This is a genomic window from Flavobacteriales bacterium (genome assembly GCA_025210295.1).
Classification (GTDB): Bacteria; Bacteroidota; Bacteroidia; order Flavobacteriales_D; family Parvicellaceae; genus S010-51.
In genome coordinates this window covers 229,184-247,756 of sequence record JAOASC010000028.1, presented here as the reverse complement: position 1 = coordinate 247,756, position 18,573 = coordinate 229,184, and the positions used below count along the sequence as shown (strand labels likewise).

The 18,573-nt window shown below is 32.8% G+C and carries 21 protein-coding genes; 12 read left to right on the top strand and 9 right to left on the bottom strand.

Annotated elements, in window-relative coordinates; all coding sequences use genetic code 11:
- Positions 1–53 precede the first annotated feature (53 nt).
- The 4 genes from prs to N4A35_09345 all read right to left on the bottom strand — a co-directional run bounded on the left by prs (position 54) and on the right by N4A35_09345 (position 4,381).
- Complete coding sequence (gene prs / locus N4A35_09360) at positions 54–893, bottom strand: ribose-phosphate diphosphokinase (protein MCT4581612.1); 840 nt, start codon at positions 891–893, stop codon at positions 54–56.
- Between the two features lie 65 nt (positions 894–958).
- Entirely contained in the window at positions 959–1,651 is a 693-nt protein-coding gene (locus N4A35_09355; GenBank protein MCT4581611.1) for an NUDIX hydrolase, read from the bottom strand.
- A gap of 42 nt (positions 1,652–1,693) precedes the next feature.
- Positions 1,694–3,442 carry an SPOR domain-containing protein gene (locus tag N4A35_09350; protein MCT4581610.1) on the bottom strand — a complete coding sequence of 583 codons (1,749 nt, stop codon included), beginning with the start codon at positions 3,440–3,442 and terminating at the stop codon, positions 1,694–1,696.
- Between the two features lie 102 nt (positions 3,443–3,544).
- Positions 3,545–4,381, bottom strand: a complete 837-nt coding sequence (locus tag N4A35_09345; protein ID MCT4581609.1) for an alpha/beta hydrolase — start codon at positions 4,379–4,381, stop codon at positions 3,545–3,547.
- 175 nt (positions 4,382–4,556) lie between these two features.
- On the opposite strand from N4A35_09345, the gene N4A35_09340 reads away from it, so the two are divergent.
- From N4A35_09340 to N4A35_09310, 7 genes are all read left to right on the top strand, one after another.
- Positions 4,557–5,150, top strand: coding sequence for a hypothetical protein (locus N4A35_09340; protein MCT4581608.1), 594 nt, complete (start codon positions 4,557–4,559; stop codon positions 5,148–5,150).
- Between the two features lie 27 nt (positions 5,151–5,177).
- Positions 5,178–5,798 carry a hypothetical protein gene (locus N4A35_09335; GenBank protein ID MCT4581607.1) on the top strand — a complete coding sequence of 207 codons (621 nt, stop codon included), beginning with the start codon at positions 5,178–5,180 and terminating at the stop codon, positions 5,796–5,798.
- Positions 5,798–6,388, top strand: a complete 591-nt coding sequence (locus tag N4A35_09330) for a hypothetical protein (GenBank protein MCT4581606.1) — start codon at positions 5,798–5,800, stop codon at positions 6,386–6,388. Before N4A35_09335 ends, N4A35_09330 begins: the two co-directional genes overlap by 1 nt.
- A 9-nt stretch (positions 6,389–6,397) precedes the next feature.
- Entirely contained in the window at positions 6,398–6,958 is a 561-nt protein-coding gene (locus N4A35_09325; GenBank protein ID MCT4581605.1) for a hypothetical protein, read from the top strand.
- Positions 6,959–6,966: 8 nt separating this feature from the next.
- Positions 6,967–7,527, top strand: coding sequence for a hypothetical protein (locus tag N4A35_09320; protein ID MCT4581604.1), 561 nt, complete (start codon positions 6,967–6,969; stop codon positions 7,525–7,527).
- A gap of 73 nt (positions 7,528–7,600) precedes the next feature.
- Positions 7,601–8,677, top strand: a complete 1,077-nt coding sequence (locus N4A35_09315; GenBank protein ID MCT4581603.1) for a hypothetical protein — start codon at positions 7,601–7,603, stop codon at positions 8,675–8,677.
- Positions 8,678–8,709: 32 nt separating this feature from the next.
- Entirely contained in the window at positions 8,710–9,363 is a 654-nt protein-coding gene (locus N4A35_09310) for an ABC transporter ATP-binding protein (protein MCT4581602.1), read from the top strand.
- Between the two features lie 58 nt (positions 9,364–9,421).
- Here N4A35_09310 and N4A35_09305 read toward each other — a convergent pair whose 3' ends face one another.
- A complete protein-coding gene (locus N4A35_09305) occupies positions 9,422–10,180 on the bottom strand; it encodes a DUF4197 domain-containing protein (GenBank protein MCT4581601.1) in 759 nt (252 codons plus the stop codon).
- A gap of 161 nt (positions 10,181–10,341) precedes the next feature.
- Between N4A35_09305 and folD the strand changes: the two genes are divergently transcribed.
- Both folD and rpmH read left to right on the top strand, forming a co-directional pair.
- Positions 10,342–11,220: a bifunctional methylenetetrahydrofolate dehydrogenase/methenyltetrahydrofolate cyclohydrolase FolD gene (gene folD / locus N4A35_09300; GenBank protein MCT4581600.1), complete on the top strand. Its 879-nt coding sequence runs from the start codon at positions 10,342–10,344 to the stop codon at positions 11,218–11,220.
- A gap of 104 nt (positions 11,221–11,324) precedes the next feature.
- Entirely contained in the window at positions 11,325–11,486 is a 162-nt protein-coding gene (rpmH, locus tag N4A35_09295; protein MCT4581599.1) for a 50S ribosomal protein L34, read from the top strand.
- Between the two features lie 97 nt (positions 11,487–11,583).
- On the opposite strand, the gene N4A35_09290 is transcribed toward rpmH, so the two are convergent.
- Genes N4A35_09290 through N4A35_09275 form a run of 4 tightly spaced genes read right to left on the bottom strand, consistent with a single transcriptional unit; the run spans position 11,584 to position 15,710 of the window.
- The gene (locus N4A35_09290) at positions 11,584–12,150 is read right to left on the bottom strand and encodes a hypothetical protein (GenBank protein MCT4581598.1); all 567 of its coding nucleotides are present in this window, start codon (positions 12,148–12,150) and stop codon (positions 11,584–11,586) included.
- Positions 12,151–12,186: 36 nt separating this feature from the next.
- A complete protein-coding gene (locus N4A35_09285) occupies positions 12,187–13,713 on the bottom strand; it encodes a serine hydrolase (GenBank protein MCT4581597.1) in 1,527 nt (508 codons plus the stop codon).
- A 55-nt stretch (positions 13,714–13,768) separates the two neighbouring features.
- On the bottom strand, positions 13,769–14,590 hold the full coding sequence (gene murQ / locus N4A35_09280; GenBank protein ID MCT4581596.1) for an N-acetylmuramic acid 6-phosphate etherase: 822 nt from the start codon (positions 14,588–14,590) through the stop codon (positions 13,769–13,771).
- Positions 14,591–14,645: 55 nt separating this feature from the next.
- Positions 14,646–15,710, bottom strand: a complete 1,065-nt coding sequence (locus N4A35_09275) for a glycoside hydrolase (GenBank protein ID MCT4581595.1) — start codon at positions 15,708–15,710, stop codon at positions 14,646–14,648.
- Between the two features lie 116 nt (positions 15,711–15,826).
- Here N4A35_09275 and N4A35_09270 point away from each other — a divergent pair, with 116 nt between their 5' ends.
- The 3 genes from N4A35_09270 to N4A35_09260 are packed head-to-tail and all read left to right on the top strand — an operon-like array spanning position 15,827 to position 18,562.
- Positions 15,827–16,399 (top strand): sigma-70 family RNA polymerase sigma factor, encoded by a 573-nt coding sequence (locus N4A35_09270; protein ID MCT4581594.1) that lies wholly within the window; start codon positions 15,827–15,829, stop codon positions 16,397–16,399.
- Complete coding sequence (locus N4A35_09265; protein ID MCT4581593.1) at positions 16,396–18,081, top strand: hypothetical protein; 1,686 nt, start codon at positions 16,396–16,398, stop codon at positions 18,079–18,081. Before N4A35_09270 ends, N4A35_09265 begins: the two co-directional genes overlap by 4 nt.
- 31 nt (positions 18,082–18,112) lie before the next feature.
- Positions 18,113–18,562 (top strand): hypothetical protein, encoded by a 450-nt coding sequence (locus tag N4A35_09260; protein ID MCT4581592.1) that lies wholly within the window; start codon positions 18,113–18,115, stop codon positions 18,560–18,562.
- The last annotated feature ends 11 nt before the right edge of the window (positions 18,563–18,573 follow it).

Below are 18,573 nucleotides of genomic sequence, written 5' to 3'. Positions count from 1 at the left end.
GCATAAAATGAGGGTAATACTTAACTCTCCCCTATAATATTGATGTTATTTAATCATAACAACTTACTAATTTTTATCTGCTTGATTAAACGCTCCCCATCAATTTCCTTAAATGAGTTGGTTACAAATATTTTTGAGTAATATTCACTTAAAGCATCAAAGCCTTTGCTGAATATTCCATGACTTACTGCTAAATATAATTTACCTGCATTTTTCTTTTTTAATTCTTTTGCTAACCCTAAAAAAGTTCCTCCACCGTCACAAATATCATCTACAACTAAACAATCTCTCCCCTCTAAATCTTCTCTATAAACTTGAAAACCTGATAACTTTCCTGTTTTTACATCTCGAGATTTTGATGCTTCTACAACCTCATATTCTCCTAAATAACTCGCCACTTTATAAATCTTTTTTAACGCACCTCCATCTGGTGAAATCAACAGTGTTTCACCTGCTAATTCTTTCATAACATTGGCTATAAATGAATGGTTATTGTAATTAACACAATTGTTCAATAAAGCTGGGGTAACTTCAGAATGTGCATCATATACAAATACTTTATTCACTCCAGAATTATTTAAAATTTCAGTATAAACTTTTACAGACAGAGCCTCCCCTTTTACCATTAATCGGTCTTGACGAGCAGCTGGAAAATATGGTATAAATACATCTATTTTTTCTACATCAGCTCTCTTTAAAGCATCAATAGCTAATAACAACAAACCAAAATCATTGAATGAATTCACTCTTTGTGTTATCATGACACTTTCTACATCAGTTAAATCTGTCTGAATTTTTAGATGCGGCTCACCACCTGAAAAGGTAAAGGATTCAAAAAGAATTTCTTTTTTTGTTGGATAAGGATTAAATGTTTTTGTCAAATTCAAAATCATATTTGCGTAATTTTAACACAAATATAAACGAAAGATTTTTATACACAAATTATTTTGCGTAATAATTACGCATATTTAATCTCAAAATGGAATCCATGCTCAACTAAAGCATCATACTTAGACTTATTAAACTTAAAAAGCTTACCAGGTCTACCACTCCCCTCTTGGCGAACTTTATTGGTTTCTTCTAAAATTTCAAAACTCAATATCTTCTTACGAAAATTTCGCCTATCAATATTTCTTCCAGAGATTGTTTTATAGAGGTTTTCTAATGCAGAAAAAGGAAATAAAGTCGGTAATAGATCGAATCCTATAGGCTGATAATGGATTTTATTTCTTAAACGTGCTAAACCATCAACAACTATTTGATTATGATCAAAAGCAAGATTAGGTACATTATCAATTTTAAACCATTTTGCTTCTATTGCATCTGTAGAAGCTTCTAATTTCATTCCATCAGGATTGACTAAAGCCATATATGCAACAGATATAACCCTCCCTCTTTGGTCTCTTTCAACATCATCCCCATAGGTATATAACTGCTCCATATAGTCAACAGAAATACCTGCTTCTTCCTTCAACTCTCTCCTTACAGCATCTTTTAAAGGCTCTTTATTTAAAACCAAACCTCCTGGAAGCACCCATTTATCCTTATAAACTCCATATTTTTGCTTAACTAAAAGTACAGCTAATTGATTCTTTTCATAGCTAAAAACTACAGCATCTACTGCTATTTTAATGTTTTGATCAACACTCATTTTTGCGTGGTATTTACACAAAAATATAAAATTCTCTTTTAACTATCGCTTAAACACCCAACCTTCCTCTGAAGTTGTTTTTAAATAAGCTACAGCTTCTTCCCTTGATTGAAAGCTGCCTAAACAAGCATAATAATTCCCATTCTTAGAATTATAATAGATAAATGCAGCTGCATTGATTCTTTTGAGCTGTTTTACTCTGGTTTCTGCATTTTTTTGCCCTTGAAAACTACCACTTACAATAATAAAAGGTAAGTCATCTGTTATTGGTACATTGGATATTTCTGGTTTAACTTCATTAGAAACATTATTGCTTTTTTCCTCTTTCTCAACTGATTTTCTTTGAGCTTCTTTGGGTAAAGTATAAACCCAACTTTCAACGGGCTGATTATTAGCATACGCTTTTGCTTCCTCAATGGAATAGAAAGCTCCTATATAAGCATAGTTTCTTCCATTTTGAGCATTATAATACAAATTTGCTTTAACACCTTTCCGCTTTAACTCAGCGACTCTTCTTCTTGCTCCAGAACTGGTTGAAAATGATCCTGAAACCAAGATATACTTTCCATTAATTAACTTATTTTCTATCGGTTTAGAGGACTTAGGAATTCTGACTTTTATCTTTTTTAACCGTGCTTCTTCTTCCTCTTTTTTCAACGCTGCTAGCATCGCTTCTTGCTCAGTAATATTTACCGCTACACTGTCATAATAAGTATCATGAAAAACCATAATCTTACCGCTATAACATGCCGTCCATATATTTTTAGTTGCATCATCAAATGTAATCCCGATAGGTTTGCTTTTAGTCTTTGATTTAGCAATAATCTTCATGGTAGCAGTTTCCAACTTTGTGACTTCATTACTTCCATAATTTACTACATATAAGAATTTACCATCTTTAGAAAGGTCCATAGATCTTGGTAATCTACCTGTAGACTTTTTTATTATTTTTTTTGTCTTTAAATCAACTTTTGCTATTCTTCCTTCACCATTTAAACTGACATATAATGTATTATTGTCGGGCGATAGACACAAATGCCGTGGATGACTTCCTACATCAGAAATCCAATCTAATGTATAATCAAATAAATTGAGTTTAGCAATTTTTGTACTTCCCATAATAGCAATATATGCTATGGAGCTCGTTTTATTAATTACAATTCCTCTTGGAAAACGTCCTAAAGAAATTCTTTTCACCTCCTTATTCAAACGGGTATCAATAACACTTACATCACCACTACTCCAATTGGTAACCAAAACTTTTTCATTATTAGGTGTTGCAGCTAAATATTTAGGTACAGCTCCAACTACAATAACCTTTTCTATTTCAAAAGTCGAAGTATTAATCTTATAGACATAACTACTATCATATTTCGTTGCTGAATTACAAGCGTCACATCCAGGCTTAGAAAATTCCTTTGCACTTCCACCGGTCATTTCATAATTAGAAACCCAAGCATATTTTCCTCCATGGGTGAAAACACATTCTACTGGTGCACCTTTGTAAACACTTTTGTGGTGTAGATGACCATAATCACTTAATTTAACTTGATCAGGAATTGTCTTCACCAAATCATAATTTCTGTTGTACACTGTAACGGTATGCTTGTACATCATGTTTTGTGCAAAAAACAAGCCTTTTCCATTCGCTACAACTGATTTTGGGGCTATTCTTCCAGTAATTGTCGTGAGTAAATCTAACTTTTTACCATGAATATATACAATAGAGTCTTTCTCTTGAGAAAAGACATATAGTGGTAACATTAACGATATCAGTAATATTCTATACAAACAGAAAATTTTTATTCAACAACACAAAAATGCATTAATCCAAATAAATATTGAATGTTAAATAAAATTTTACTTCATAATCAAATGTTTAAAACACCGCTTTTAATTTAGGAAACGAATAAGATCCTCTGCAGATTGTTCAGCAATTTCTTCCATAGCTACATGCCCAACATTTTCATAAATAATGGTTCTACAATCTTTGATATCTTTCTGAAATTTTGCTGCATGTTCTACACTTAACCAATTATCTTGCTCTCCCCACATAATTAGCACAGGTATTTCAAGTTGATAAAGGTTATGGGTATTTTGAACAAAATAGGAATTGGCTATTTTTACAAAGGCTTCCATATTCCCTTCTCTATGAAACAAATCAAAATAACGTTCAACAATATCCTCTGTTACCTTAGTTTGATCGAAAAAAACCTGCCTTACAAACCTTCTAACCACAGCCTTGGGTACGTAATTAAATACATTTCTCAGAACTGGCGTTTGAGCAATGACAAACGGTAAAGGAAAATTCCGGTCATTAATATAACCTGCAGAATCAATCAAAACCATTTTAGTGACCCTTTTAGGATACTTTAAGGCGAATTCCCATGATAGCCATCCCCCTAATGAGTTTCCAACAATGACGCATTGCTCTATAGATAAAACTTCTAAAAATTCGTTTAAAAAATCAGCATATTTGTCTATAGCGTATGCATTTTTAGGGTGTGGCCCAGTTAAACCAAAACCAGGCAGGTCAAAACGAATAACTTTATAGTTCTCTTTAAGGATTTCTGTCCAAGCATCATAAGTATGCAACGATGAAAATGTTCCATGGACTAATAAAATAGGAGCTCCCTCCCCCTCAATTCTGTAGTGTACATTTACACCATCTATATCAATAAAATTAGAATACTCGTCTGTATATTTTTCTATCAATTTTTCCAACGTCATAATACCTACTTCACCTATTTTTTTTTATGGATAAAATACAACCAATAAAAAGTAAATAATTCTCAAATTTGGTGGGATAAGATTTCACTAAGTTAGAAATTAATTGGTAAATCCAAAAAAAATAATATCTTTATAATTCTAAAACAATCACTAACACAACTATTTTACACATAATATGAACTTTAAATTCGTTCTGTTTTTCTCATTATTTTTTATTGGGATTGTAGGTTTTTCACAAGATAGACTGGAAGGACTTGTTGACACTACAACACAGAAATATGCTAAAAATGCTTACTATTTAGAGCTGGCAGGTAAAGGATTTTACTACTCTGTTAATTATGAAAGAAGCCTTTTTAGCTTAAGTGAAAAAACAAGTATCAAAGCCAGTGTAGGTTTTTCTGCTTTTCCTGGATTAACACACGTTAGAAAATCTTATGATTTCTCCATGCCTATTGCTATTGTACTTCAACAGCACTTAAAGAATAATCATCACCTTTCATTAAGCACAGGATCCACCTACTTTAATTATCTCATTAACGACATTGAAATTACCAATGACAACCTCAACATTCAGCCTGTTGGGGTTCGCCTAAAACCGATTAATGAGTGGTTTGGACACATTAGCTTAGACTACAGGTACAATAACCCTTCCAGTGGACTTTTATTAAAAGGAGGAATTACCCCTTTATTTTTTGATAAAATGCAAAATTTTCAAGGGATGAAAACAGCTCAACTAAGTGCTAATATAGCTGTAGGATATACTTTTTAACACCTTACATCACAACACTACACAATTATGAAAAATAAATTCATTCAATTAGGAACTTTAGGCCTATTAGCCTTAACAATAGTCACTGCTGAATCTTGTAGAAAAGAAGATCCTCCAGCAGAAACAATTAGTACAGGAAACGCTAATACCAACAACAATGGGAACGGGTCTGGAAACAACAATGGAGGAAACAACAATACCGTTAATGGGTGTACTGATATCGACTCTCCTTTATACAATGCTTCTGCAAACACTGACGATGGTAGCTGTCAATATGCTTACACTTCTGGATATGAAATTACCTACCATTTAGCAGATGATGGAGGAAGTGATTGGGATTATGGTTTTGGTAATTCAACTCGAGCTGATTTAATTTTAAAAATTAAAGAACAAGGTTCAAGTAATTATTTATTTGAAGGAGATGAAATCACTAATCAAGATCCTACAGCTCCAGCTACTTGGGCTGCACCTTCTGCAACCAAACTATTGAATAAAACCTATGAGTGGGAATTGTACGATTATGATGCCACCAGTTCTGATGACTTAATTTCTTCTGGGACATTTAACCCTATTACATTAGCAAGTAATGGAAGTATTGTTACTACAGCTGGAGGAAGTCAATTAAAAATCACCTATACCTTACAATAATGAAAAATGCAGTAATAAATTTCATCTCTGCTTCTCTTCTTGTTGGAGCAGTTTCTTTAGCCAGTTCTTGTAAAAAGGAAGACGACACTGATGGGAATGGTAACAGTGGAAATACGACAACAGAAATTATTGGATGCACCGATTATAACGCTGCTAATTTTAATGTTGACGCTACAACTTCTAATAACTCACTATGTACATACATGAAAACAACCATGTATGAAATCACTTATCATGCTGAATTTAATGAAGATGGTAACGATTGGGATAACTTAATCAATACCAAAGCTGATTTAATCTTTAGAATTAAAGAACAAGGAGCAAACGATTGGTTATTTGAAGGAGCTGTAAAAAACAACCATAATCACAACGATCCAGCTCAATGGTCAGCAACGAATGCCGAAGTCTTAAAGAATAAAAATTATGAATGGGAATTGGTTGATGACGAAACATTAACCGGAGATGAATTGATGGCCAGTGGCACTTTTAACCCTAAAGATTTAGCCAATAGTGATAATGAAGTTATCACAACCTATACTGACGCTAATGGGCTAGAGACTCAATTAAAAATTTATTACTTCATTCAATAAATACTGTTTATGAATAAATCAACAATTATCAACCTACTGTCAATCACTGCGCTAAGTGGTGCCGTTTTATTTGCTGGAGCATGTAAAAAAAGTGAAGAACCTGAACCAACAGTAGTACCTAAAGTTAAAGGCTGTACAGATATCGATTCTCCTTTATATAATGCCGATGCTGAAGAAAGTGATGGATCATGTACTTATGCAAGGGTTACCAAATACGAAATCACTTACCACCCAGAAATGGATGGAAGCAGTAACTGGGATCCAACAGTCTATACTGATGCCGACTTAATTTTAAGAATTAAGGAACAAGGAACTAGTAACTGGAGTTTTGAAAGTTCTACAATAGAAGACCAAGCTCACAATGTTCCTGCTGAATGGACTGCTCCATCTCCATTAAAGCTATTAAACAAAACCTATGAATGGGAGTTATATGATGATGATAATGGAACTGCAGATGATTTTATTAGCAGTGGAACTTTTAACCCTATCACCTTAGCAGACTTAGACAATAATACAATTACAACTGTTAGTGGTGGTAGCCAGCTAAAAATCTATTTTAATTTACAATAAAACACTTTATGACATTCAAAGTTTTAACATTATTCTTGGTATTGATTTCTCTACTAGCTTGTAGAAAGGTTGAGGAACCTCATTTAAATAGAGCAACCAAAAATGGTGGTTGTTATGACGTTGACTCGCCATTTTATGATGCTACAATTGATTATGATGATCAATCCTGTGTGTATGCCTATACAGAACGTTATGAAATCAGTTATCATCCTGAAGAAGATGGAGGGAGTGATTGGGATTTTCTAACCTTTACCAATGCAGACTTAATTTTAAGAATAAAGGAGCAAGGGGCAGCAGATTGGCTATTTGAAAGTTCTACTAAAGAAGACCAAGACCATAACGTACCTGCTGTATGGACTGCTCCAGAAGCAATCAAATTATTAAACAAAACATACGAATGGGAATTATATGATTCTGATATTGGTACTGCTGATGATTTTATTGCTAGCGGTACTTTTAATGCCATTGGTAAAGCTAGAAACGGAGAAGAAGATGGACAATTAGAAGTTACTGATAATAATGGTACGACTCAATTGGTTATCTATTACTCTTTAAAAGAAGAAATCTAGAGTCATCAATTATAGATTTAGAAAGCCAAAATATTTATCATTATATTTTGGCTTTTTTGTGGATTAAAATCAAATGTCAAAATCGAAAATTAAAATATTCATTTCCCCCTTAGACTGGGGGCTTGGACACACGACAAGATGTATACCTCTTATAAAAGCGCTTCAAAATTTGGGAGGATTAATTTGGCTTGGAGTTAACAAAGAGCAAAAACAGCTTTTAATGAATGAAGTTCAACAAGTTGAATATATTGATTTTAAAGGCTACAACATATCTTACCCCACTTCCGGTAAAATGGCTCTTAAAATGGGAGTGCAAATCCCCAAAATAATTAGAAACATTCATTCAGAAAATAGACAACTCAAAAAATTGATAAACAAATACCAATTTGATTTAATTATTTCTGATAATCGTTTTGGCTTATACGCTTCAAAAGTTCCCTCAATATATATTACCCATCAAATTAATATTCAAGCTCCACTAGGAATTGATCGTCTACTCTACCAATTACATCAGCAATACATTAGCAAATACGACCAATGCTGGATTCCTGACTCTTCTAATCGACAGTTTTCTCTAGCTGGTAAATTAAGTCAAGTCAACAGTAAACACAAAAAATATCAATACATTGGAGCACTTTCTAGGTTTTCTGCTCCTATTGTTTCCTTAAAAAGCGAGTATAAATACCTCGCTATTATTTCTGGCCCTGAACCTCAAAGGTCTCTCTTTGAACAAGAGGTTATCAGCTATTTTAACAAAATCGATGAAAAATGTGCTATAATAGGGGGAACACCATTAAAAAAAGCACAAATAAAATTGCATAATATAGATTATTTTCCTCATCTACCCTCTACGCTATTTCTTGAATTAGTGAGTTTATCCGAAAAAATAATATGTAGGCCTGGTTACTCTTCTATTATGGATCTATCCATTTTACAAAAGCCAGTATTTTTTGTCCCTACAAATGGACAAACAGAACAGGAGTATCTTGCAAAATATTATTTCCAAAATTACAACATTGGTTATTGTTCTCAGGAGCAATTGCAAGAGTTAATCCATGACTCCCAATTTAAACATTTACCCTACCAAGTCGATTCCAATCTAAAAGAACAATTAAAGTCAAGCTTAAATTCTTTAGGTTTTTCATTCTAATTTTAGAGCAAAACTTTAACTTCGTACTACAAATGATAAAAACACAAAACATAAAAAAGTTTTTTGGAGCATTAGAAGTATTAAAAGGCGTTGACATTGAGATCCAAAAAGGGGAAATTGTTTCTATTGTTGGTTCTTCTGGTGCTGGAAAAACTACTTTTCTGCAAATATTGGGAACTTTAGATATTCCCGACAGTGGTCAAATTATTTTTGAACAGCAAGAGTTATCTCAATTGAATAAAAAAGAGCTAGCGAATTTTAGAAATCAAAATATTGGCTTTATTTTTCAATTTCATCATTTACTACCTGAATTTACAGCACTTGAAAACGTCTGTATACCTGCTTTTTTAGCTAAAAAAAATAAAAAAGAAACTCAAGAAAAGGCCCTAGCACTTCTTAAACGCCTAGGACTAGAACAACGAGCTGACCATAAACCTAGTCAACTTTCTGGTGGAGAGCAACAACGAGTAAGTGTTGCAAGAGCATTAATCAACGACCCTCAACTTATTTTAGCTGATGAACCTAGTGGAAACTTAGATTCTAAAAATGCTAGAGAACTACATCAGTTATTCTTCGATTTAAGGAATGAGTTTAATCAAACCTTTGTAATTGTAACACATAATGAAGAGTTAGCTGAAATGGCAGATAGAAAATTAACCATGAAAGATGGTAAAATTATAGAATAAAAAAGCACCAACAATCATTGATTAGTTGGTGCTTTACATATAATTATTAATTCAGCGCTTACTTTCCATCTAAAGAGCCAAATACTTTCTTTAGAATATCTGAAACCCTAGCGATAGGATCTTTTCTTATTTTCCCTTCTTCTTCTTCTACCAATGTAAACAGTCCAGTAATTGCTCGATCAGTAACGTATTGATTCAAATCTGTATTTACCTTTGGCTTTCCTGTAAGAATAGTTGTTTTATTATAGGCATTAGTCAATGGAGACCAATATTTAGTTAATTGTACTTTATCGGTTGCTTCTGCCACTTTCGGACTAAATGCCGTTACCAGCTTTGAAGTTGTATTATCTCTTAAATATTGTGTCGCAGCGCCATCACCACCATTTAAAATAGCAAATCCATCTGCAATAGACATATTTTTAATGGCATCTACAAAAATAGGTGCAGCGGTTTTAGAAGCTTCCTCTGCTGCTCTATTTAATGTTAGTTCAAATTTATCAACCTGTCCATTTAAACCTAATTCGAGTGCTTTATCTTTTACAACAATCGCTTCCTCTGGAAAAGGTAATTTTATTTTAGCATTATTCATAAAACCATCTACCATAGATGCCTTATCTGCTCCATTTTTAATTCCAACTGATAATGCTTCTTTTAATCCTGAAATTACTTCTGCATTAGTTAAAGCTGGGACAGCAGCTGTTCCTCCCTCTGTAGTAACCCCTTCTGCGACTGTTTGAGCTACATCTGTTAATGTATCACAAGAATTTAAAACAACTCCTAATGACAACACTGAAATACCAAACCATATCTTTTTCATAATCCTTATCTTTTTTTATTGATGTAAACATAACAAATAATTTGCCACAATATTATTTCTTAATCAAATTATAACAAAAACAGCTTATTTTTCAAAGGGATTCCCCCTTATTTATCTATCTGTTTTTCCTACCTTTGCAAGAGATTTCAATACGTATTAAAATGGCAACTATATTAGATGGTAAAAAAGTTTCTTTAGACATTCAAGATGAACTAAAAGAAGAAGTAATAAAAAGAAAAGAAAAAGGTAAAAAAACACCTCATTTAGCGGCTATTTTAGTTGGCGATGATGGAGCGAGTGTTACTTATGTCAATGCCAAAGTTAAAGCATGCGAACGAATTGGTTTTAATTCAACACTTGTTAAACTACCAGAAATCACAACTGAAAAAGAGTTAATTTCAGAAATTCATAAACTAAATGATGACATCAATGTTGATGGTTTTATCGTACAACTTCCATTACCCAAACACATTAACGAGCAAAAAATAATTCAGTCGATTAATCCCAAAAAAGATGTAGATGGATTTCACCCACAAAATGTTGGAAGAATGGCATTAGGTCTAAAAACATTCTTACCTGCCACTCCCAATGGTATTCTCGAAATTATAAAGCGTTATAAGGTTGATACAGTAGGAAAACATTGTGTGGTAATTGGTCGTAGTCATATTGTTGGTTCACCTATGAGTATTTTAATGGGACGTAATTATTATCCTGGTAATGCAACAGTAACATTAACACATAGTAGAACCAAAAACTTAAAAGAATTATGCCTTCAAGCTGACATTATTATCATTGCTCTTGGAAAACCAGAGTTCTTAACTGCTGATATGGTTAAAGATGATGTGGTAATTATTGATGTAGGAATTACAAGAATTCCAGACGAAAATAAAAAGAATGGGTATCGACTAGTTGGTGATGTTAAGTTTGATGAAGTTGAAAAGAAAGCATCCTATATTACCCCTGTTCCAGGTGGAGTTGGACCAATGACGATATCTTCCTTATTAATGAACACTATGAATGCAACAAAATTAAACAAGTAGCTAACTTTATTTTGTAAATAAAAATTAATCTTATATATTTGCAGACCGAATTTATAAGAACATTAGAACAACAAGCATAACCGAAAGGTAAAATAGATTTTAAAATGAGCAAAAGAACGTTTCAACCATCGAACAGAAAGAGAAAAAACAAGCACGGATTTAGATCAAGAATGGCGACTAAAAACGGAAGAAAAGTGATTAACGCAAGAAGAAGAAAAGGAAGAAAGAAAGTAAGTGTTTCTTGTGAGCCACGTGCTAAAAGATAATTAAGTAATTGAATATTACATCAAAAAGCTGTTACCGTTTGGTAACAGCTTTTTTTATTGAATCAACTTTCTTAAAAGTTCTCGCTATTTTATTCTTTTAAAAGCTGTAGACTATTCCTCCTCCAGCAAATAATATGACATCTCCCATTGCTATATCTATATTCTGATACTCCTTATAGCTATAAAAATCTAAATTTATCCCCAATCTTTTATTCCAATAATAAGTCATTCCTACATTTACAAAAATAGATGGCACTATTGGAGAATATTCCTGAAGTCTATGTATATGCTTCCATTCATCTCCTACCTTATTTTTATTAACCAACTTCGAATATACACTCCCTATGGAAACATGCGGCTTAAAATTGTTACTTAATGGCACTACATATTTGCAATAAATGGAATGATGAAAAAATACAGGAGAACTTTTATATTCCCATGGATACGTTCCACTGACATACGTTTTATGTTTCGATTTCCACACCCCAACACCAATACCAGCTATAATATTCGGTTTACTTCTCAATATACTTCTCTCATACCCTAATGTCCATGGACTATAGGTACTCCCTAAAAATTGTAGTGAAAATTTATTAAGACTTTGAGTAATTCCAGTTTGACTGCCTAGTAAAAGAACAAAAAATAAAATCAATAACCTTTTCATATAGCACTAACGTACTAAATCCAATAAGTTGCCCCATTATTTACGCTTAACTTTCTTAAGTTTTAATTCTCTAAAATTAAAATCAGGGTTGGGAATATCAATTCTCATCTCCTCTACTTCTCCCATTTCATCAATAATAAAACTACATTTTCCCTTTCTTAATGACGGGACTTTTTTCATTTCTATCTGAAAGGTGTTATAGTGCCAATGTGTCAAATACCCTTTAAATATAGAAGTCTTTGTAAACTGAACAACCAACTTATCATGACTAATTTTAACTTCAACATCTCCATAAACTTCTGAATGGTACATCCCTGTATATTTTTCCAATGGTAAAGTTGTTGTTGTATTAGGGACTCTTTTCTGCTCATTGGCATAATCCAACCTTTTGGTTCTATCTTCCCTACTGGTCTTAAACTCCAAAAACATATCTGCCCAATCATGTTTTTTATCCACTCCTATATACTCGTCTAATATTGTATACATTAAAGCATAGGGTAAAGAATTAGAATTGTTAGTTAAGATTACAAATCCAAAATCTAACTCAGGCACAAAAACAGTTCTAGAGATCATTCCATCAGCACCGCCTCCATGCATAAAAATTTGGTACCCTTTATAATCCATCATTTCTACCCCTAAACCATAAGCATCAAAGTGCTTTGAAGGCCATATTGCTTGACTTCCCTTTCCTATTCTCTTATTAATATGTGGAACTCTTGTTTCTAACAATTCTGTTTCATTAATGATACGTTTTCCTATATATTCTCCATTATTCAATTGAAGTTGGAGCCAATTACACATATCTCTAGCAGAAGAATTCATACAACCAGCTGCACCTATATTATCCCAATTCAAATAACCAATATTAAAATTCTTCCCTCCTATTTCATTATGTGGCATTGCCACATTTCCCAACTCTTTTAGGTCTTCTATAGAAAAATAAGTACGGGTCATACCTAAAGGTTTTAAAAATCGCTCATGAATAAAATCTTCCCAAGAGGTATCGCTAACTGCCTTAAACGTTTCACCAGCTGCGATATACATAATATTAGAATATCCAAATTGAGTCCTAAAATCGTATCTTGGCTTTAGATATTTAGCTCGTTTTATCACTTCTTTCCTCGTATAACTAGAGCCATACCAAATTAAATCACCACTAAAAGTCTCTAAGCCACTTCTATGGCATAACAAATCACGAATGGTCATAGCATGCGTCACATAAGGATCATACAATTGAAAATAAGGTAAATAATCTTCCACCTTATCATCCCAATCTATTCTACCTTCAGCTACCAATAAGCTCAATGCAGTAGCTGTAAACGTTTTGGTGTTCGAAGCTATAGCAAACACTGTATTGCCATCAACTTTTCTCGGATTCGTTACATCTGTAACTCCATACCCTTTTAACAATACAACAGAATCGTTCTTTACAATACCAACAGACATCCCTGGAATATTCCAAGATTCGATGCTTTTCTCAAAAATAGAATCTAATCTAATTTCCGACCCTTGAGACCAAATAAAATTTGGCAAAACAAGTAAAATTAAAATAATATGCTTCATTTTCAAACATTTGATTTTTAAGGAATTACACCAATCAAATGTAGTCTTTTTTAGCTTATCCTAGCGATTTTTTATAAAAATCAATCGCCTTTCTTACACTTCCATATTTTATTAATAATGTTTTTGCCGTCTTATAATCTACATCTGCTCCTTGTGCAACCATCTTTGTACCTCTATCTACGAGTTTATCATTACTTAGTTGCATATCTACCATTTTATTCCCTTTCACCTTCCCTAATTTTATCATTACAGTAGTAGAGATCATGTTTAAGACCATTTTTTGAGCAGTTCCAGATTTCATTCTTGTGCTCCCTGTAACGAACTCTGGTCCAACTTCTGGACAAACAGGAAAATCAGCTAATAAATCAATAGGACTATTAGGGTTGCAAGTTATGCTTCCCGTAAGAATATTATTTGATTTACAGGCTTCCATAGCTCCAATAACATAAGGAGTAGTCCCTGAAGCAGCAATTCCAATAACAACATCATTCGTTGAAATATTGTATGCTTTTAGATCCTCCCATCCTTGATTGACACTATCTTCAGCAAACTCAACTGCTTTTCGAATGGCTTTATCGCCTCCAGCAATTAATCCAACAACAAGACCATGGTCCACACCAAAAGTTGGAGGGCATTCTGAAGCATCAACAACTCCTAACCTTCCACTTGTCCCTGCTCCCATATAGAACAATCTTCCACCACCTCTCATTTTCTTTACAATCGCATTAACCAATTTTTCAATTTTTAGCTTTTCTTTTTCAACTGCAAATGCGACTGTTTGGTCTTCTTTATTGATGTTTTCTATTAATTCAATTGTAGACATTTTGTCTAAGTCTTGATAATTTGAGGATTGCTCAGTTACTTTTTTAAATTCCATAATGAAATTTACAAATGAAAAGCATTCGTTTAGCGCTACAGCAAAAAGACTTCTCCTAATTGGTTTGTTCAAAAACTTTTGAGATTAACACTTCAACAGGCTTATTCTGTGGAGTAAAACGATTGTTATTATTTCCCCCTGCATTACTATGGTTGGGATGCCACTTCCATAAGAATCCACCATTGAACCATGCTTCTCCCCAAAAACGACAAAACAATGCTTTATAAGCGTTTTCTTGCGCTTGATTATTGAAAGTTGTATTACTGCTTTCTGTCCAAGGTTCTTGTCCTGTATAATCAATATTTCGGTATCCAAATTCTGTAAAAACAACTTTCTTATTGATCGATTCACACAAGTCCTTAATCATATCGTAATCGTTTTCCCAACCATTATAACAATCCTCAACTGATGGGGTCTGTTGTGTAGCTACTGGAAAATAAGCATCAATACCAATAAAGTCTAATTGATCCCAAAAAGTAACATTTTGATAATTATCCCAATTGGCCGCATAAGTAATAGGACCAGAATAAACTAAACGAACTGAATCTATTAAAGCATTCCAAAATAAGGGGCGATTAACTACGACTTGTTTCATTTCAACTCCAATACAAAAAGCCTCAACCTCCATGGAGTCGGCTACAAAAGCAAAATCTAAAATATAATTCATATAAGAATTTTCAAATGTTTGCCACTCAGCTTCAGTTTGATAGTTGATCGCACCTACCCAAGTCCCCATAGCCCAGATATGTGGCTTTAACATGACTTTCAATCCTTCTTGATGGCACAAATTGATAATATCAATAACTCCCTCTCGTGTTTCACCATACCATTGAAAATTACTATTATACTGTACCGAATCATCTCCATTTTGAATAAAAGCAAACGGCATTGTTGCAATCCAGGTAGCGTTGATGTTTTTGATTGGTTTAACATGAGTAGTATCAATTGCATAACTCACATTTTCAAAACTAACCCCATTCATCTCAGTATAAGAATATTGACAACCTTGGTTTTCAAAACTACAGTTATTATTACTGTCTGTAATCAACTGATTAGCTGTCTGCTTAGCACAACTAAAAAATAGAAACAATACAAAAGTGAAATAAGATAAGATCTTCATAAAGAGCAACTAATTTAACTCTTTAGTAGTATAAAAATCAAATCCTTACTAATAAATTTATCATTTTTGTAACCAAAAACTTATTTGGAGTTATATAATCAAACTATAAGTATTTCGTGAATATTTCTAAAAAATATCATCATACAAAACAACAATTAACCACTGAGTTAGCTATCATTAAAGCTGCTCAGAAAAACCCTAAATACTTTGAAAGTTTATACCACAAATATTATGAACAAATTTACAGGTATTGCTACCAGAGAGTTGCGACTGAAGAAATTGCTGATGACTTAACTAGTCAAGTTTTTTTAAAAGCACTGACCAACATCAAAAAGTATGAATACAAAGGTGTTCCATTTGGTAGTTGGTTATATCGAATTGCAATGAGTGTCGTTTACCAATCATTTAAAGATCAAAAAGCGGAACAAACAATTAACATTGATTCTTTAGCTTTTAAACCTTTCTTAATTGATGAAGCTCATGAAGAAGTTTTCTCAGAAGAAGAAAAAACCAAACTAAAAAAGGCCATTTTATCTTTAAAAAAAGAGGAAATTTCAATTATTGAATTAAGGTATTTTGAAAACCGAAGCTTCAAAGAAATAGCTGAAATTTTAAACATTAAAGAAAATAATGCCAAGGTAAAAGCACATCGAATACTAGGTAAATTAAAAACAAAGTTTGCAGTATGAAAATTAATTACGATAGACCCCAACTAGAGCCTTCAAAAATCAATCAAAAGAAAGATTTTAATGAAATCATGCGTCTGCAAAAAGCTATGAAACCGTTTTACCAACAAAACTGGTTCTTTATCTCTGTTTCGTTAGTATCTATAGCAGTTTTAACATTTGTATTCGCCCCAAAAACAACTTTAAAATCAAGTGACTCATCTACAATAGCTATAAAAAAGAAAGACTCTACCCACATTAACAAAACGCCTGTTCCATTTAAAGAAGAAACATCATGCATAAATAAACCTTTAAAGAACCTCCAAATACCATTTAAAACATTTTTAATACTTCCCCAAAAAGCGCAACAAATCCACTACAATGGAGCAACGCTAACTATTCCTAAAAATGCATTTGTTTACTCTGATGGCACAACTGTAAGAGATACTGTAGCATTAGAACTTAGTGTGTACAATGACCCCGTTGATTTTCTTATTAGCGGTATACCAATGGAATATGATAGTGCGGGAATGACTTATACTTTTGAGTCTGGAGGCATGCTTCAACTAAAAGGTAATACCTTAAACAACCTCCCAATTGCTATTAATAAAACAACTCCATTAGCTATCGCATTTAACGCTTCTATAAGCTCTCCAGATTTTAATTTTTATCACTTAGATACGATTTCTAAAAAATGGAATTTTTTAATGAGTAATACACTCAAACAAACAACAACATTTGAACAAGACAAAACACATTCCTTTGATGAAACTAGTTGGAAATTAGCATACAAAGAACAAAATATTGCCAATCAAAAATGGGAAAGAGCTCAAAAGGAACTTCACAAACATCTAACAACAGAACCTGTAGCTCCCAAGAAATTAATCAATAAAGAGGAGAGCTTTACATTAGATATTGACAAATACGAATTTCCAGAATTAGCAAGCTTTGGATCAGTTCAATTTGCCCCAATAAAATCAAGTAAAAACATACAGTACATCTACAATACAGAATGGGATGATATACAATTAAGGCCACACCATAAAGCAATGACGTATGAATTAGTTTTAAAAAATAAAACCGATGTTGAACTGGTAGTTGCTCAACCTGTATATACAGGAAAAGATTGGGAAAAAGCACAACATATATATGGTAATAAGTATGCCAAATATGTTGCTATTCTTGATCAAAAAGAAGAAAAGGCACAACGATTAAAAGAAGATTATGAAGAAAAAAAGAAGCGATTTGACGAACGAGATCAGCTGAAAAACAAAGCGAAAGAAGTCATTTCTACAGTTGCTGTTGCTTTGGCTGCTCCAATTGCTAGTTTTGGTGTTTTTAATTTCGATCGACCAATTATCAATCGACCAAAAATGCCGAGTCCACCTGAAAATAGTATCGCATTAAAAGCTGTTGAACAACCACTTTTTTTGAATACCAGTAATGATACCATTTCTTTTGAAAAAATTTATGTTATCGAAAGCAAACGTAACGCTTCCTTTACTTATTACCTCAACAAGAGTAATTACTTTTCTTATAATCCTCAATCGAACATCAGTATTATTGGAATAAAAGAAGGTCAACAATTGTTCTTGGTGAATAAAGCGAGTTTTAAGGATGCTATTAGCAATAATTCAGCTTTTCAAACCAATGAAATTAAGAACCTTTCGTTAGATGAACTAAAAAAGTTAATTTTGAAAATTTAGAGATTGGATTATTTTTTGTTAAGCAACATATATGAATCTACAAAAGTTAGCTTTAATATTACTGTTAGTAAGTACTTCAAACCTACTTTCTGCCCAGCATAGTATTAAAGTCAGAAAAACAGAAAAAATAGAAGGCCTATATCACAATTCACTGAAAAAAACGAAGTTACCTGCTTATTTTTTCTTTACCAAAGATGGTAATGTATACTATAGTTTAGCGAAAAAAATGTCTCCTAAAAGAGCACTTGTAAAGCTGACTTTATGTGCTTTAGACAGTACCTGTAATCAATTTCCAAAGACCACTTACAGTTATAAAAAAGGGCATATTCGATTTACAACAGTTGAAAATGTAAACAACAATTACTTTATCATTTATGATGGTCAGTTATCTGACAACCAGCAAAAACTATCCATAAGAAAGGAAGAAACGAACCAATTAATTACTGTTAATCAATATTATTTGATCACACCAAAAGAATAGGTGTACCCTTT

Excerpts from the sequence above, each read along its gene's own strand:
- N4A35_09275 (MCT4581595.1), bottom strand. The coding sequence starts at position 15,710 with ATGAAGATCTTATCTTATTTCACTTTTGTATTGTTTCTATTTTTTAGT.
- N4A35_09340 (MCT4581608.1), top strand. The coding sequence starts at position 4,557 with ATGAACTTTAAATTCGTTCTGTTTTTCTCATTATTTTTTATTGGGATT.
- N4A35_09325 (MCT4581605.1), top strand. The coding sequence starts at position 6,398 with ATGAATAAATCAACAATTATCAACCTACTGTCAATCACTGCGCTAAGT.
- N4A35_09290 (MCT4581598.1), bottom strand. The coding sequence starts at position 12,150 with ATGAAAAGGTTATTGATTTTATTTTTTGTTCTTTTACTAGGCAGTCAA.
- murQ (MCT4581596.1), bottom strand. The coding sequence starts at position 14,590 with ATGGAATTTAAAAAAGTAACTGAGCAATCCTCAAATTATCAAGACTTA.
- N4A35_09330 (MCT4581606.1), top strand. The coding sequence starts at position 5,798 with ATGAAAAATGCAGTAATAAATTTCATCTCTGCTTCTCTTCTTGTTGGA.
- N4A35_09265 (MCT4581593.1), top strand. The coding sequence starts at position 16,396 with ATGAAAATTAATTACGATAGACCCCAACTAGAGCCTTCAAAAATCAAT.
- N4A35_09345 (MCT4581609.1), bottom strand. The coding sequence starts at position 4,381 with ATGACGTTGGAAAAATTGATAGAAAAATATACAGACGAGTATTCTAAT.
- N4A35_09285 (MCT4581597.1), bottom strand. The coding sequence starts at position 13,713 with ATGAAGCATATTATTTTAATTTTACTTGTTTTGCCAAATTTTATTTGG.
- prs (MCT4581612.1), bottom strand. The coding sequence starts at position 893 with ATGATTTTGAATTTGACAAAAACATTTAATCCTTATCCAACAAAAAAA.
- N4A35_09335 (MCT4581607.1), top strand. The coding sequence starts at position 5,178 with ATGAAAAATAAATTCATTCAATTAGGAACTTTAGGCCTATTAGCCTTA.
- rpmH (MCT4581599.1), top strand. The coding sequence starts at position 11,325 with ATGAGCAAAAGAACGTTTCAACCATCGAACAGAAAGAGAAAAAACAAG.
- N4A35_09320 (MCT4581604.1), top strand. The coding sequence starts at position 6,967 with ATGACATTCAAAGTTTTAACATTATTCTTGGTATTGATTTCTCTACTA.
- N4A35_09310 (MCT4581602.1), top strand. The coding sequence starts at position 8,710 with ATGATAAAAACACAAAACATAAAAAAGTTTTTTGGAGCATTAGAAGTA.
- N4A35_09355 (MCT4581611.1), bottom strand. The coding sequence starts at position 1,651 with ATGAGTGTTGATCAAAACATTAAAATAGCAGTAGATGCTGTAGTTTTT.
- N4A35_09305 (MCT4581601.1), bottom strand. The coding sequence starts at position 10,180 with ATGAAAAAGATATGGTTTGGTATTTCAGTGTTGTCATTAGGAGTTGTT.
- N4A35_09260 (MCT4581592.1), top strand. The coding sequence starts at position 18,113 with ATGAATCTACAAAAGTTAGCTTTAATATTACTGTTAGTAAGTACTTCA.
- N4A35_09315 (MCT4581603.1), top strand. The coding sequence starts at position 7,601 with ATGTCAAAATCGAAAATTAAAATATTCATTTCCCCCTTAGACTGGGGG.
- folD (MCT4581600.1), top strand. The coding sequence starts at position 10,342 with ATGGCAACTATATTAGATGGTAAAAAAGTTTCTTTAGACATTCAAGAT.